The following is a 13,714-nucleotide window of genomic DNA, read 5'->3' as shown; positions in this document are numbered from 1 at the left end:
TCAACCGGCTCAAGCAGTGCCGCAGCGTGGCGACCCGCTACGACAAGACCGCGACCTCGTTCCAGGCCACAGTCACTATCGCCGCGCTACTCCAATGGTTGTGAGCCTTTGAAGACACGCCCTAGCGGAGCGGGTGCGGTGCCAGCAGTGCCGAGCTGCGCACCACGGCTTCCGACGGCAACACCCGGGTGACCGGCGCTGTGGCGGCCGGAACCCGTGAACGCCTGTCACCTGACGCGAGATGGTCGACCAGGGTGTCGACCGCCGTAGCGGCCAGCTCCCGCAGCGGCCAGTGCACGGTGGTGAGCTCGCCGATCCCGTACTCGCCGAGCTGGTAGCCGCCGAAGCCGATCACCGAGATGTCGTCGGGCACGGCGAGGCCCTTCTCGGCGCAAGCCTGAAGGGCGCCGATGGCGAGCAGGTCGTCGGCACAGAAGAACGCCCCGAGATCCCGATGACGGGCCAGGGCGCTGCGGGTGGCGGCCATCCCCGCATGCGGCAGCCACGACTCCGCCTCGATCAACTCGATCCGGCCCGGGAAGAGTTCCTCGGCCACGTCGAGGCGTTCGGTGCGGTACACCGGCCCCACGAGTACGCCCAGACGCCTGTCGCCGGCGATCCGCAGCCGGGACAGCACGTCCCGTACGCCGGGCTTCTCGTCCGCGTGCACGTGCGCGATCCCGGCCCGCTCCTCGGGCGGTGAGTCGAGCGACATCCAGACGACGGGTACGTCCATGTCGACGAGTCGCTGGCCGGCGAGAGCGTTGCGCGGCGAGTACTCACAGACCACGCCGGCCAGATCCACGTCGGCGAGCATGCGGTCGATGTACGCGGTGTCCTCACCATGCTCGGGCTGCACCACCGGGAACAGCAGGCGCTCACGGCGCTGAGCCTGGACGATGGCGGACGTGAGCACGTCGTACACGACCGGCACGAAGGGTGAGGGCGGAAGCGCGGCCAGTAGAAGGCCGAGCGTGTGCGAGCGCCCGCCCCGCAGGGTCTGCGCCGACGCCTGAGGGATGTACTGCAGCTCGAGCGCGGCGGCGCGGACCCGTTCCACCGTCGCCGGAGCCAGCCTGAGGGCCTCCGCGCGCCCGTTGAGCACGTTGGAGACGGTGGTCGGTGCCACTCCCGCGAGACGGGCGACATCGCTGCGTGATGCGCGGGCCATGGCGTCAGTCTGACACAGCGTGGGCGCCGTCGATGCGGCCAGGCGAGCAGCGTCGTGGACCACGAAGAATCCTTGCTAACTCGTGATAGGTTGCGCCGATCTCACCTCCGTGGCCGTCGCATGGCGGTCCCCGCGGGCTCGGGAGGGCCCGCGGGCACGGAGCGATCGTTGGGGGATTCCAGATGTACGGACACCTGTCCAGGACGCCCGCGGAGCATGCGGACCGCCCCGGCGGGGTCGCATACGTCAGCTCGACCGCGCCGGGATCCGGCTCGCGCTCGGCGCCGGTGGCGGCCGTGCTCAGCGACGCCCCGCGGATCGACCTCGGCGGCCGCTGGCGCTTCCGGTTCTCACCCGTGGCGACCAGCCCGTACGCCGTGCAGGATCCCGAGCTGGACGACTCGGACTGGGACGAGATCACCGTGCCGGGTCACTGGGTGCTTCCGGTGGACGGGCCGTACAGCAAGCCCAGTTACACGAACGTCATGTACCCGTTCCCCCTGGACCCGCCGCACGTACCGGATGCCAACCCCACCGGCGACCACAGGCGCTGGATCGACGTGCCCGCCGACTGGCTCGACGGCGGGCGGGTGTTGCTGCGTACCGACGGGATCGAGTCGGTGGCCCGGATCTGGGTCAACGGGCAGGACGTGGGCGTGCGCACCGGCTCGCGGCTCGTTCAGGACTTCGACGTGACCGACGTCCTGGTCGCCGGGCGGAACCTGGTCTCCATCCGCGTGCACCAGTGGTCGGCGGGCAGCTACCTCGAAGACCAGGACCAGTGGTGGTTGCCCGGCATCTTCCGCGAGGTTCAGCTGCTCAGACGACCCGTCGGCGGCATCGACGACATCTGGCTGCGGGCCGGCTACGACCCCACCGGCCACGGAACCATCGAGATGGAGCTGGGGTCCGGACCCGCCGCCTGGCCGGTGCGCCTGCGGGTCCCCGAACTGGGCGTGGACGTGACCTGGTCCACACCGGCCGAGGTCGCGCCGGTGGCCGTCGGAGTCGTGCGGCCGTGGTCGGCCGAGCACCCCGCGCTGTACGACGTCATCGTGGCCGCGTCGGGTGAGACGGTCCGGCTGCGCATTGGCTTTCGCACGGTGGAGATCACGGAGGGCGTGCTACGCGTCAACGGCCGTCCGATCACGCTGCGGGGCATGAACCGGCACGAGATCGACAGCCGGCACGGACGCGTCTTCGACGAGGAACGCGCCCGGGCGGATCTGGCGCTGATGAAACGCCACAACGTCGACGCCATCCGTACCGCCCACTACCCGCCCCATCCCCGGCTGCTCGATCTGGCCGACGAGCTGGGCCTCTGGGTGATGGTCGAGTGCGACCTGGAGACCCACGGTTTCGAGATCGACGAGTGGCGGCGCAACCCGAGCGACGACCCCGACTGGCGCGACAACCTGTTCGACCGGGCTCGCCGCATGGTGGAACGGGACAAGAACCACCCGAGCGTCATCTGCTGGTCGTTGGGCAACGAATGTGGCACGGGACAAAACCTCGCGGCCATGGCGCAGTGGATCAAGGAGCGTGACCCCTCCCGCCCGGTGCACTACGAGGGGGATCACGCGGCGGAGTACACCCAGATCTACTCCCGCATGTACCCGGCGATCGAGGAGGTGCGGGCCTTCCTCGCCGACGACGGCCCGATCGCGGTCCCGCACCACCCTGCCGCCGAGATCACCCGGGAACAGGCCTCGCGGGCGCGGTCCCTGCCGTACCTGCTGGTCGAGTACCTGCACGCCATGGGCACCGGACCGGGTGGCGCCTGCGACTACGCCGAGCTGATCGACGCCTCACCCCGAATCGCTGGTGGTTTCGTGTGGGAGTGGCGCGACCACACCCTCAGCGCCACCGCCCCCGCCGGGCAGCCGTTCCAGGCCTACGGCGGTGACTTCGGTGAGCGCCTGCACGACGGCACGTTCCTCGCCGACGGCATGGTCCGCGCGGACGGGACGCCCACCTCCGGGCTGGTCGACTGGGCCCAGCTTGTCGCTCCCGTACGGGCCGAGTGGTCCGGTGCGGACCGGATCACAGTCGACTCGCGACGACGGTTCACCACCACCGCGGATCTGGCGGTGGGCTGGCGGTTGGAGAGCCGGGGCCAGCTCGTCGCCGGGGGCGTGCTGCCCTGCGGCGAGCTGCCGCCCGGCGAGCGCAGCGAGCTGAACTGCCCTGAGGGGCTGCGGACGGCGCTGGCATCCGTCGATGACGCCGAGGCCGACACCCATCTGACGCTCACCGTGCAGACCGTAGCCTCGACCGCCTGGTGCGACGCCGGGCACGTCCTGCACCGCTGGCAGGGACGCCCGTTCGACAAGCCGCCGGCCCGACCGCGCGCCATGCCGGTCCCGGCCGGTGCCACCGTGACCCGGCCGAGGCCAGCGCGGCACCACGGCGGCTCTCTGAGTGTGGGCGGGGTCATCCTGGACGCCCACAGCGGCGACCCCACCAACATCATGGGTGTGCCGCTGCTCGCCTTCGGTGTGGAGCTGTGGCGGGCACCGACCGACAACGACCTCGGGCACGGCCCCCTGGACTACGAGGAACACGACCCGGCCACGACCGGTGGCGCGGGGGCGGGCGTCCGCGGGCCCTCCGCCGCCGACCGCTGGCGCGAGCGCGGCCTGGACCGGCTCGAGCGTCGTACGGTGCGGGTGTCGGGGTCCCCGGCCGGCCTCGTCGCCGTCTCCCGGTGGGCGCCCGCGGCACTTCCCTGGGGCGTGACGGTCCGGCTGGAGTGGACGCCCTGCGACGGCGGTGCCCGGTGCGCCGTGACCCTGGAGCCGGACGGGGAGTGGCGGGGCACGTGGCCACGAGCGGGCCTGCACTTCGCGCTCGACCCGGCGCCGTGGCGCGCGACCTGGTACGGCCTGGGGCCAGGTGAGTCGTACCCCGACATGCGGGCCGGCGTCGTGGTGGGCACCTACAGCGCCGACCTCGACAATTTCGTGGAGCCGCAGATTCGACCGCAGGAGGGCGGTCACCGCTCGGAGCTGCGCAGCCTGCGACTCGATCCCGGCGACGGGCTGCCCGGCCTGGGGGTCCGCGTCGTGGAGGGGACTGTGGGTTTCTCGCTGCGCCCGTGGAGTGCACACGAACTGACCGGCGTGAGTCACCCGTACCGGTTGCCCCGGCCTTCGGCGACGCATCTCTACCTGGACCTGGCGCAGCACGGGCTCGGCAGTCGCTCCTGCGGCCCGGACGTACGACCGGCGTACGCGTTGCGCCCCCGTCGGTTACGAGCGGCCATCGATTTTGTCGATCTTGCTGAGAACATCAGACGACCTCTTGCAAACTCGTGATAGCAAGGGTCTAATACCGCCAAGCCCTCGCCACGTATCCGACCTTCGGCGGACGGGCGGATCAGGTACTCCGGAGAGGCGCGCAGCGAATGGGCCGCCGTCCGCGAGGAACGAGAATTCTCGGAGGCACATACGATGAACAGCTTCACCAGGCGTCGCCGGCCCATGCTGGCGGCCGTGAGCGCCGTCAGCGCCCTCGCCCTGATGGCGGGGTGCGGGCTCGGTGGCTCGGACGCGGAGACGACGCAGGGCGGCATCGCCAAGCCGCAGGTCGACTGCGACGTGCCGGCCGGCAACATCGACGACAAGCCGCTGGACACGTCCAAGCTGTCCGGTGAGATTCGCTTCGCCACCGACGGGTTGAAGAAGGACTTCGGTGGTTTCTTCGAGCCGCTGATCGCGAAGTTCGAGCAGCAGCATCCTGGCGTCAAGATCAAGTGGGAGGACACCCCGACCGCCGACGACGTCGACGCCCGCCTGGTCAACGACGCGCAGACGTGCGTCATGGCCGACGTCGTCAACGTCACCAGTTCCACGGTCATGGCGCTAACCAAAGCCAACCTGCTGATGGACATCGACGTGAAGGCGCCCGGCACCGGCAAGGACTTCCTGCCTGACGTCTGGGACAACCTCAACTTCGGCGCCCAGGGCCACCGCACCGTCTACCCCTGGTACTGGGGGCCGCTGATCACCACGTACAACAAGGATCTCTTCGTCAAGGCCGGCCTGGACCCGGAGAAGCCGCCGGCGAACTGGGACGAGGTCGTCGCGAACAGCAAGCAGATCGCCGCGTCGTCCAAGGGTCAGTACCAGGCGTTGTGGGGCAACGCCCAGTGGACCTTCGTCGACTCCTGGGTCGGCCTGGGCGTCCAGCTGATGACGCCGGACAACAAGAAGTTCGCCTTCGCCGATGATGCCAAGGCCCAGAAGTGGCTGACGGACATGGCGGATCTCTATCAGGCCGGTGCCATCCCGAAGGACTCGGTGACCGGTCAGCCGGACCCGAGCCAGGCTTACAGCGCGGGCACCCTCGCCTTCGGTAGCCCGAACGCGTCGTTCCTGCGCAACATCAAGCAGAACGCCGCGGCCCTCTACCCGAAGACCGGTGTCGGCCCGCACCTGTCCTCGCCGGGCGGCTCGGTCTTGTTCAACGGCCAGTACGTCGGGGTCGCCAGCACGACGAAGAACGCCCCGCTGGCCATGGCGTTCGCGCAGTACGTGACCAACGCGGAGAACCAGCTCGCCTGGGCCAAGGACCCCAACGTCGTGATCTTCCCGTCGTCGACCACGGCGCTCAACGATCCGTTCTTCGAGGCGAAGGGCGGCAGCGACCCGTTCGACAAGGCGCGTAGCGTCGCCGCCGAAGCGGCGAAGCAGGGCAAGGTCGTCGTCGGCCACTTCTACGTCACCGGCAAGATTGACAAGATCATCAACGAGAACATCCAGAAGGCGATCACCGGCCAGAAGGACCCGAAGCAGGCGCTGGCCGACGCCCAGACCGAGGCCAACACGCTTCGCGGGCGGCTCGGCTAAGGCCGATGTGCGGGGGGCCCGGCCCAGGGCCCCCCGCGAGCCCGCCCGTCCGAACCACCGGGCCGCCGTCCGCGGCCCGCTCACGAAGGCAGCTACGGTCAATGGCACACACCGGCACATCTCTCGGTGGAGCGGCCCGTTACCGCAAGTGGTGGGTGCCATACCTGTGGTGCATCCCGCCGATCGCAGCGGTTGTCGCGTTCTACATCTACCCCTTCTTCAACACGGTTCTGCTGAGCTTCACCGACGCCCGTCCTCTCGGCGGCGCCGGCAACTTCGTGGGCCTGCAGAACTTCCGGGACCTGCTGCGGGACGAGGCCTTCTGGTCGGCGCTGCTCAACTCGGTGGTGTACGCCCTGTGCGTCGTACCCGTGCTGACCTTCCTGCCGCTCCTGCTCGCGTTGCTGGTCCGGGACCGTCTCCCCGGCATCGGAATCTTCCGCTCGCTGTTCTACCTGCCGGCGGTCGCCTCGGTGGTGGTGGTGGCGCTGGCTTGGTCCTACCTGCTCAAGGACGACGGTCTCATCAACGCGTTCCTCAAGGACACCGGGTTGGTGCAGAGTTCGCTGCCGTTCCTCACCGGGCGATGGTGGGTCCTCGCCTCCGCGATGCTCATCACCATCTGGAAAGGCCTGCCGTACTACATGATCCTCTACCTGTCCGCCCTGGCCAACGTGGACCGTTCGCTGTACGAGGCCGCGGAGATGGACGGAGCCGGCGCGGTGCGCAAGTTCTTCCACGTCACCCTGCCCGGCGTACGGCTCATGCTGAACCTCGTCGCCGTCCTCGTGATGATCGGCTCGATGAAGGTGTTCAGTGAGGTCTTCCTGCTGACCAACGGCACCGGTGGCATCGGCGGCGACTCGTCGACGCTGACCATGTACATCCGCGACGTCGGTATCGCCGACAGCACCTACGGCTCCCTCGGCCTCGGCAGCGCCGCCTCTGTGGTGCTGTTCCTCCTCACCGTTGGCCTGGTGCTGCTGAGCCAGCGCATCAACCGGAAGGCGGAGGAGCAGTGAGCACGACCGTACGCTCGACGACCGCGCAGGGGGCGGCGTCCGCACCCCGTCCGGCCCGCAACCGCAAGCCCGCCCGTCCGGCAGTGGGGCGCTACGTCGGCCTGGTCGTCGTCCTCGTGGTGCTCGTGGGCCCGCTCGTCGTGCCGCTGCTCGGAGCGTTCAAGGGTCCGGACGAAGCCATGTTCGGTCCGGACGCCACGGTGTGGCCGCAGCAGTGGAGCCTCGACGCGTTCCGCGACCTGATGCAGCAAACCGACGTTCTGCGGGCCTTCGGGAACTCGCTCGTAGTCTGCTCCCTCATCGTCGTCAGCCGGATCATCTTGTCGACCATGGGCGGCTACATCCTGTCGCGCCGAGGTTGGAAGGGCCGCAACCTCATGACGGTCATCGTGCTGTCGGCCCTGATCTTCCCGTTCGAGGCGATCATGGTCTCGCTGTTCGCGCAGGTACGCGACTTCGGGTACTACAACAGCCTGATCGGTGTGTGGCTGCCGCTCATGCTGGAGGCGTTCCACATCCTGCTGATGCGCGCGGCGTTCCTCGGTGTCCCCGACGAACTCGAGAACGCGGCACTGCTCGACGGCGCGAGCGAGTGGCAGCGCTTCTGGCACATCTTCCTTCCGCAGGTCAAGGGCGCGTTGGTCATCGTCGGGCTGACCTCCTTCATCTTCGCCTGGGAGGACTACCTGTGGCCGGTCATCGTGCTGCGTGACGACAGCAAGTTCACGGTCATGCTCGCCATCACGCAGCTGGAGAGTGCCTTCGGCTTCGACTACCGGGTGGTGCTCGCCGGCGCCATCGTGGCCTTCCTGCCATTGCTGCTCATCTTCTTCCTGGCCCAGAAGTACTTCTTCCGGGGCATCGAAGAGGGAGGACTGAAATTCTGATGACGCACCCGACGAACGGCACCGCCGACGGCCCGGCCGACTTCACGCCGGACGCGCTGGAGGCGGCGGGCGCGTTGACAGCCGTCCCGGACCCCGGCTACCAGTGGCCGTCCGACCCGCGTACCCGCGCTGCCTTGGAACACTGGCGCGACATCAAGGTCGGCGTGATCATCCACTGGGGCATCTACAGGGCGATCGGCCAGAGCGGATCCTGGTCGCTGCACCGCGAGCGGTTGGGCGAGTTCACCGACCCGCCCACCGACTGGACGGGAACCCATGCCGAGTACCACACCTGGTACAACCGCCAGGCCGAGACGTTCCGAGGCGAGGACTACGACCCGGCTGCCTGGGCGCGAATGTGCGCCGACGCGGGACTGCGCTATCTGGTTCTCACGACGAAACACCACGACGGATTTGCCCTGTACGACACCGACCAGTCGAACTTCAAGTCCACCGCCGAGGACTCCGGTCTCCGGCGGGACATCGTCGCCGAGACCTTCGACGCTTTCCGTGCTGAGGGCCTGGAGACCGGCGTCTACTTCTCCAAGGCCGACTGGAACCACCCCGGCTACTGGGACCGGGCACTGCCGATCCGGGACCGGTTCCACAACTACGACATCGCCGAGAAGCCGGCGAAGTGGCGTTCGTTCGTGGACTACACCCACCGTCAGATCGAGGAACTCCTGACCCGGTACGGCCGTGTCAACGTGCTGTGGCTCGACGCGGGATGGGTGCGCGAGCCAGACGAGCCGATCGGGATCGACACGATCGCCGAGCGCGCCCGGGAACTCCAGCCGGACATCCTCGTGGTCGACCGCGAGGTCCACGGCCCGAACGAGAACTACCGCACGCCCGAGCAGCAGCTGCCCGACGAGCGGCTGGACCACCCGTGGGAATCCTGCATCACCATGACCCGATCCTGGTGCTCGGAGGTCCCCGACGACCCCGCGAAGCCGATCGGCGAGATCGCCGCCACTCTGGTGCGCATCGTCGCTCGCGGTGGCAACTACCTCATCGGTGTCGGCCCGGACGCCACCGGCCGGATCTCCCGCCACGTGATCGAGCGGATGCGTGAGCTCGGCGAGGTCCTGCGGGAGGCCGGTCACGCGATCTACGGTTCCCGGCCCGCCGATCCGGGTCTGACGGCCTCCGGCACGCTGGAGTGGCACCTCACCTCACCGTCGGGGAGGCCGGAGGTGGTGCATGCGATCGGTCTGTACGCGGACGGCGTGGCGGTCCCCAGCACCCTGCGTGTCACCGGGAACGGGCACGACGTCACGGTGCAGGTTCCGGCCGGGCCCAACCCCCACGTCGTGGTGGTCGAGATCCCCTCCGGATCAGAAGGATAGGGTCACGACCCGCCGGCTCACCACTGCGCTGACCTCGCCGATACGGTGGTCTCCCAGTTGATCCGGGACCGGCTGCGCAACCCGGATCAACTGATCGGCACAGTCCTACTGCGCGACGACGCAGCACAGACGCCGCTCCCGCCAGGGGTCGTGGTCGGTGCGGTCCTACCAGTCCGGCCTGACGTCGTGTCACCTGCGTCCGGCTGCGATTGCGGACCCGGATGGTCCCGCGCTCAACGTCGTGGCAGATCACCGCCCCATCTCGGTCCTGCTGAGCGGCCGGTCATGCCGGCCTCAGCCGCCGCCGGTCCGAGCGCCCGACCTTCACGCCGGACTGCAGAACACGCCGTCCAGCAGCAGGTCCACCGAACGTTCGGCTGCAACGCCGGCCTCGGCCGCGCCGTGCACCATCGCGAACAACAACGCCAGGTCGGCCGGTGCGAGGTCGGCGCGTACATGCCCGCCGGCCTGCGCGCGGCGCAGCGGCCCGGTGAGCGCGGCGATGACTCGGTGCTGGAGGCGGTCACGGCTGCCCTGTTCAAGCTTGAGGGCGAGCGGCACGAGCGAGCGCATCGCAACCTGCGTGCGCAGCACCTCCAGCAGCAGCGCGCGGAACGCCGCCGGATGATCGACGGTCGCTGCGACGATCTCGAGCCGGTCGACCTGGTAGGTGACCACCGCCTCGGCGAGGGCGCGCCGGTCAGGGAAGTGCCGGTAGATGGTGGCCTGTCCCACGCCCGCCCGGCGGGCGATCTCGGGCATCGGCGGCCCCGAACGGACGCCGGTCATCAGGTCGCTGGCGGCCTGGACGATGGCGGCACGGTTACGCAGGGCATCTCGGCGACGTGACGGCGGCGACCCGTACAGCACCAACATGCTCCTCGAAGCGGCTCATGTTACCGAACGGTAATGATGATGTCACACGATCTGGCTTGTCGGTACCAGTCTCTGCGCTGCTGGTTGCGCCCGTCCCTGCCGGACACCCCCGCGCGACCGGCGGCTGCGTCGTCCAGTCACATAGGAGAGCACGCGCTGCTCCGGGTTGCATGCCCACGTGAGTGAGCCCTCCGGAACATCGCTCGAATCGTGGACGCCGTAGTGATAAGACGCCCCTCTGGAGGTTCTCGGTTCTCCCGATTACCGTCCGGTAACCGCCGCTCGCGCATTGATGCAGCCAAGTCTGCGGCGACACGAGAAAGGGCGTACATGTCGTTACGCACCCGCGTTTCCGCCACGCTGCTCGCCGGAGCCCTCGCCAGCGTCGGCCTCGGGGCGATCCCCGCTCAGGCCGATACCTCGCGCGGCATCACCATCCCCGCCTTCTACACGCCGCCGGCCAACCTACCGGCAGCCAACGGAGGGCTGATCCGCACCGAACCCCTCCAACTAGCCCTGAACCTGCCGGGTATCAACTCCAGCATGCCGGGCAGCGCCACCCGGATCATGTACAAGTCCACCGGCTCCACCGGCAGCCCGGTCGCCGTCACTGGCGCCTACCTCGAACCCGCCGCACCCTGGCTGGGGATGGGACCGAGGCCGCTGGTGGTCCTCGCGCCGGGCACGATGGGCCAGGGCGACCAGTGCTCCACATCGCTGGCCCTGCAGCGGGGTCTCATCCTGGGGATCGGCAAGGAACAGAGCACCGTCTCGGTCGGCTACGAGATCCTCGCCATGTACCGGCTCCTCGCCAAGGGCATCGCGGTCGTGCAGACCGACTACGTCGGACTCGGCACGACCGACCGGCTGCATACCTACGTCAACCGGATCGACAGCGGCCACGCCGTACTCGACGCCGCGCGGGCGGCCAAGGCGCTCCCGAACACCAAAGTCACCGCACAGGCGCCCGTAGGCCTCTACGGCTACAGCCAGGGCGGCGGTGCAGTCGCCTCAGCAGCCGAACTCCAGGCGACCTACGCGCCCGACGTCGCACTCAAGGCCACCTACGCGGGCGCCCCGCCGGCCAACCTGGTCGACGTGACCGCCGCAATCGACGGCAGTGAACTACTGGGTGCGCTCGGTTGGTCGGTGAACGGCTTCCTGCAGGCGAAGCCGGAAATTCGGCCACTGTTCGATCGGTACCTCAGCGACAACGGCCGCGCCGCGCTCCAAGACATGTCAACCATGTGCGTCGGCGACGCGATCATCACGTACGCCGGAACACGCTCCTCGACCTGGACCACCAACGGCGAGTCCGTGGCCGAGATCATCGGAGCCGAACCCGTCCTGCGTGTGTTCATCAACGACCAACTCCTCGGCACACGTAAGCCCACCGGCATCGTGCGCGTCGCCACCGGTGTCAACGACAATCTCGTGCCGCACGCACAGGCACGCACGATGGCCGTCGACTGGTGCGGCCTCGGCGGCAAGGTCGTCTACGACCCGATCAACCTGCCCAAGGGCAGCAGCGCGCTGCTCAACCACTTTGGGCCTCTGCTCACGGACCAGTCCACGGCCGTGGACTGGCTTACCCACCGCCTGGCCGGCTGGCCGGCTGTCTCCAACTGCCCCATCCTGCCCCTGCTGCCGTAGCGGAGCGATCGACGCCCAGCGCCGAAAATCCGACGCGGGGGTGCTCAACAGCCAAGAACGCGAGCAGGACCCCGCGGTTCTGCTCGCGTTCCGCACCGCGAGATCGTGACCGACCGAACCACGGCAGCCGTCCTGCGGAGGTGCCCGCCTGAACGCCGTAGCCGCCGATCAGGCGTGTTCGTCACGAGAACGCTGTCGTGTCCGGACGCGGACCGGCGCCCATGGCGATCATCGATGTCTTCCCGCTACGATCCGATTTCGAAAGATTACTGAGCGTCAGCGTGTGCTGTCCGCAAGGCTTGGCTGCCGGCCACCCGGCGCCGCTGCGCACGTGGCACCGGCCTGAGGATCACGCCGCCTCGACGAAGGGAATCCGGATGACGGAGAGCGCGCAGGCCACCGAGAGCCGAACCGTTCCGCCCGCGCGGCCGTACCCGTTCGGTGTGCCCGACCGCCTCGTCGTGGATCCGACCTATGGCGAGCTGCGCGAGAACGAGCCGATGACCCGGGTGAAGCTCCCCTACGGCGAGGAGGCATGGCTCGCCACCCGGTACGAGGACGTCCGTACGGTCCTCGGCGACGTGCGGTTCGGCCGCTCCCCGGCCGTCCAGCGCGACGAGCCCAGGCTCACCCCGCGCCAGCAGTACAGCGGCATGCTGACCATGGACCCGCCCGATCACACTCGGCTGCGCCGGCTGGTGGCGAAGGCGTTCACGGCACGTCGGGTAGAGGCGCTGCGACCCCGAACCCAGGAGATCGCCGACGCGCTGGTCGACAACATGGTCCGGCTCGGTCCTCCGGCCGACCTGGTGGAGCACGTCGCCACGCCGCTGCCGATCCAGGTGATCTGCGAGCTGCTCGGGGTCCCGTACGCCGACCGGGACCGCTTCCACGTCTGGTCCGAGGCGATCGTCTCGACCACCTCCCTGCCCTTGGAAACGATCCAGGAGTACCTGAACAATCTCTGGGGCTACATCGGTGATCTGGTCGCCGAGCGCCGCCGCGAGCCGGGGATCGACGACCTGCTCGGCGCGTTGGTGCGGGCCCGCGACGAGAATCAGGATCGGCTCAGCGAGACCGAGCTGGTGGAGCTGGCCGGAGGGCTGCTCGCGGCAGGCCACGAGACCACGGTCACCCAGATCCCCAACTTCGTCTACGTCCTGCTGCACAACCCGGACCAGCTCGCTCGGCTGCGGGCCGACCCGTCGCTGGTGCCGGCCGCGGTCGAGGAACTGTTGCGGTACGTGCCGCTCGGCGTCGGCTCCTCCTTCGCCCGGTACGCCAAGGAGGACGTCGAGGTCGGCGGGGTGCTGGTCCGGGCAGGTGAGCCGGTTCTCGGCTCACTGTCATCGGCGAATCGGGACGGTACCGTCTTCGCCGACCCGGACCGGCTGGATCTCGACCGCGAGCAGAACCCGCACCTGGGCTTCGGGCACGGCGTACACCACTGCGTCGGCGCGCAGCTTGCCCGCATGGAGTTGCAGGTCGCCGTCGCCACCCTCGTGACCCGCCTGCCCGGATTGCGGCTCGCCGTACCGGAAGCCGAGCTGGACTGGAAGCGGGGCATGTTGGTGCGGGGCCTGCTCGGCATGCCGGTGGCCTGGTGAGTACGACGTGGCGGATCGGGGTGGACTCGCGCCGCTGCATCGGCACGAGCGTCTGCGCCGGTACCGCTCCCGAGCACTTCCGCCTGGTTGGCGGCCTGTCCGCGCCGCTGGCCGACGTCGTCGCCCCGGCCGAGGTCGTCCTCGATGCCGCCGACTCGTGTCCGGTGGAGGCGATCACGGTCCGCGACGCCACCGACGACCGGCTGATCGCGCCGCAGGAGTGACCGGAAATCGAGCCCCCCGTCTGCTCCCACGAGCTGGGCAGGCGCGGAAGTTCCGCGGATCAGCGACCAGGTGGG

Annotated in this window: 10 protein-coding genes; 8 read left to right on the top strand and 2 right to left on the bottom strand. The window is 69.1% G+C overall.

All coding sequences use genetic code 11. The features are described from left to right. Positions 1–121 precede the first annotated feature (121 nt). Positions 122–1,171: a LacI family DNA-binding transcriptional regulator gene (locus tag KBX34_RS29430; protein WP_210928223.1), complete on the bottom strand. Its 1,050-nt coding sequence runs from the start codon at positions 1,169–1,171 to the stop codon at positions 122–124. Between the two features lie 296 nt (positions 1,172–1,467). Here KBX34_RS29430 and KBX34_RS29425 point away from each other — a divergent pair, with 296 nt between their 5' ends. The 5 genes from KBX34_RS29425 (at position 1,468) to KBX34_RS29405 (ending at position 9,279) form a co-directional block, all read left to right on the top strand. Then, on the top strand, positions 1,468–4,488 hold the full coding sequence (locus tag KBX34_RS29425) for a glycoside hydrolase family 2 TIM barrel-domain containing protein (protein WP_210928221.1): 3,021 nt from the start codon (positions 1,468–1,470) through the stop codon (positions 4,486–4,488). Positions 4,489–4,665: 177 nt separating this feature from the next. After that, positions 4,666–6,021, top strand: a complete 1,356-nt coding sequence (locus KBX34_RS29420) for an extracellular solute-binding protein (RefSeq protein ID WP_210928219.1) — start codon at positions 4,666–4,668, stop codon at positions 6,019–6,021. A 101-nt stretch (positions 6,022–6,122) separates the two neighbouring features. Beyond that, the gene (locus tag KBX34_RS29415) at positions 6,123–7,043 is read left to right on the top strand and encodes a carbohydrate ABC transporter permease (protein ID WP_141910169.1); all 921 of its coding nucleotides are present in this window, start codon (positions 6,123–6,125) and stop codon (positions 7,041–7,043) included. Continuing rightward, positions 7,040–7,930, top strand: coding sequence for a carbohydrate ABC transporter permease (locus tag KBX34_RS34335; RefSeq protein WP_210928217.1), 891 nt, complete (start codon positions 7,040–7,042; stop codon positions 7,928–7,930). Before KBX34_RS29415 ends, KBX34_RS34335 begins: the two co-directional genes overlap by 4 nt. Further along, positions 7,930–9,279: an alpha-L-fucosidase gene (locus KBX34_RS29405; protein ID WP_210928215.1), complete on the top strand. Its 1,350-nt coding sequence runs from the start codon at positions 7,930–7,932 to the stop codon at positions 9,277–9,279. The genes KBX34_RS34335 and KBX34_RS29405 overlap by 1 nt, the downstream gene beginning before the upstream one ends. 324 nt (positions 9,280–9,603) lie before the next feature. Here KBX34_RS29405 and KBX34_RS29400 read toward each other — a convergent pair whose 3' ends face one another. Next, positions 9,604–10,041, bottom strand: a complete 438-nt coding sequence (locus KBX34_RS29400; protein WP_247672371.1) for a TetR/AcrR family transcriptional regulator — start codon at positions 10,039–10,041, stop codon at positions 9,604–9,606. Positions 10,042–10,365: 324 nt separating this feature from the next. Between KBX34_RS29400 and KBX34_RS29395 the strand changes: the two genes are divergently transcribed. The 3 genes from KBX34_RS29395 (at position 10,366) to KBX34_RS29385 (ending at position 13,639) form a co-directional block, all read left to right on the top strand. Beyond that, positions 10,366–11,808, top strand: coding sequence for a lipase family protein (locus KBX34_RS29395; RefSeq protein WP_307871520.1), 1,443 nt, complete (start codon positions 10,366–10,368; stop codon positions 11,806–11,808). 377 nt (positions 11,809–12,185) lie between these two features. After that, complete coding sequence (locus KBX34_RS29390; protein WP_210928211.1) at positions 12,186–13,415, top strand: cytochrome P450; 1,230 nt, start codon at positions 12,186–12,188, stop codon at positions 13,413–13,415. Then, positions 13,412–13,639, top strand: a complete 228-nt coding sequence (locus KBX34_RS29385) for a ferredoxin (protein ID WP_141910165.1) — start codon at positions 13,412–13,414, stop codon at positions 13,637–13,639. The genes KBX34_RS29390 and KBX34_RS29385 overlap by 4 nt, the downstream gene beginning before the upstream one ends. Positions 13,640–13,714: the final 75 nt, after the last annotated feature.

The sequence above is a fragment of the Micromonospora sp. M61 genome, assembly GCF_018070245.1.
GTDB classification, from domain to species: Bacteria; Actinomycetota; Actinomycetes; order Mycobacteriales; family Micromonosporaceae; genus Micromonospora; species Micromonospora zamorensis.
This window is presented reverse-complemented; position numbering and strand designations above follow the sequence as displayed.

Bases quoted from the DNA above. Each gene is read 5' to 3' on its own strand.
- KBX34_RS29430 (WP_210928223.1), bottom strand. From the start codon at position 1,171: ATGGCCCGCGCATCACGCAGCGATGTCGCCCGTCTCGCGGGAGTGGCA.
- KBX34_RS29415 (WP_141910169.1), top strand. From the start codon at position 6,123: ATGGCACACACCGGCACATCTCTCGGTGGAGCGGCCCGTTACCGCAAG.
- KBX34_RS29405 (WP_210928215.1), top strand. From the start codon at position 7,930: ATGACGCACCCGACGAACGGCACCGCCGACGGCCCGGCCGACTTCACG.
- KBX34_RS29400 (WP_247672371.1), bottom strand. From the start codon at position 10,041: ATGCCCGAGATCGCCCGCCGGGCGGGCGTGGGACAGGCCACCATCTAC.
- KBX34_RS29390 (WP_210928211.1), top strand. From the start codon at position 12,186: ATGACGGAGAGCGCGCAGGCCACCGAGAGCCGAACCGTTCCGCCCGCG.